We start from the raw sequence: 1,433 nt of genomic DNA on the forward strand, positions 1-1,433 counted from the left end.
AGTGCGGTTATCGCCTATGAAGTATTTACTAGTGAAGTAGACAAAATTTCGTCTTCTGTAGATGCTTTAAAAAACAAAATGGTCATCGGAACAGCTACAGGAGATTGGTCTTCTTTAGATGAATTGGCTAGCTCTCAGCCACATACATTTACGGCTGTTGCTACTAAGCGCGATGACATGGCATTCCTTTCTTATACTTCTGGAACAACAGGTAAGCCTAAAGGCGTCGTCCATTCTCATGGCTGGGGCTACGCGCATATTCGAACAGCGGCTGCACAATGGCTTTGTGTACGTGAAGGAGACTTAGTATGGGCAACTGCAGCTCCAGGCTGGCAAAAATGGATTTGGAGTCCGTTCCTATCTACTATTATGTTGGGAGCTACTGCCTTTGTTTATCATGGTGGATTTGATGCAAAAACATATCTTCAGCTGTTGCAAGATGAAAAGGTTAATGTACTTTGCTGCACCCCAACTGAATATCGTATCATGGCAAAACTTGAGAATTTAAAAGACTATAATCTATCTTCTCTTCGTAGTGCTGTCTCTGCTGGTGAGCCATTAAATCGACCAGTCATTGAAACATTTAAGAATCACTTTGGTTTAAAAGTCCGCGATGGTTATGGTCAAACTGAAAATACATTACTCATTGGTACTTTGGAAAACACGGAGCTACGACCTGGTTCCATGGGTGTCCCAACTCCAGGTAATATTGTACGTATTATCGACAATGAAGGCAATGAGGCACCTGTTGGCGAGGTTGGCGATATTGCGATACACAAATCATCGCCAGCCTTGTTTAAAGAGTATTATCGTGAGCCTGAGCGGACACAAGCGGCATTCCGCGGTGAATGGTACATTACAGGTGATCAAGCAAAATGTGATGAAGATGGTTACTTCTGGTTTGAAGGTAGGGGCGACGATATTATTATCTCATCTGGTTATACGATTGGCCCATTTGAAGTGGAAGATGCCTTAAACAAACATGATGCTGTACAAGAGTGTGCTGTGGTAGCTGCTCCAGATGAAATTAGAGGGCATATTGTCAAAGCCTACGTAATCTTACGAGATGGCTATAAGGGACACAATGAAGATGAACTAATCAAGGAACTACAGGAGCATGTAAAAGCACTGACGGCACCTTATAAATATCCTCGTAGTATTGTCTTTATCGATGAGTTACCAAAAACAACATCTGGGAAAATTCGTCGTATCGAACTACGAGCAGCAACTGTCTAAAATAGTAAGGAGGCATTTCATTCAAAGAAATGCCTCCTTACTTTATCTACTTTTTGGAATTTTAGACAGAAAAAAAGCCACTACTGAGTGTATCAGTAGCGACTTTTTGCGCCTAGCGATGTCCTACTCTCACAGGGGGAAGCCCCCAACTACCATCGGCGCTAAAGAGCTTAACTTCCGTGTTCGGTATGGGAACG

General features: G+C 42.6%; 1 protein-coding gene and 1 rRNA gene. One reads left to right on the forward strand and one right to left on the reverse strand.

Features of this window, described 5'->3' with window-relative positions:
• On the forward strand, positions 1-1,236 hold a 1,236-nt coding region (locus tag KVT27_RS23190; RefSeq protein ID WP_217582024.1), incomplete at its 5' end, for an acetate--CoA ligase.
• A gap of 110 nt (positions 1,237-1,346) precedes the next feature.
• On the opposite strand, the gene rrf is transcribed toward KVT27_RS23190, so the two are convergent.
• Positions 1,347-1,433: ribosomal RNA gene (gene rrf, locus KVT27_RS23195) — 5S ribosomal RNA — on the reverse strand; the annotation flags it as partial.

It is taken from the genome of Lysinibacillus sp. GbtcB16, from assembly GCF_019091145.1.
GTDB lineage: Bacteria > Bacillota > Bacilli > Bacillales_A > Planococcaceae > Lysinibacillus > Lysinibacillus fusiformis.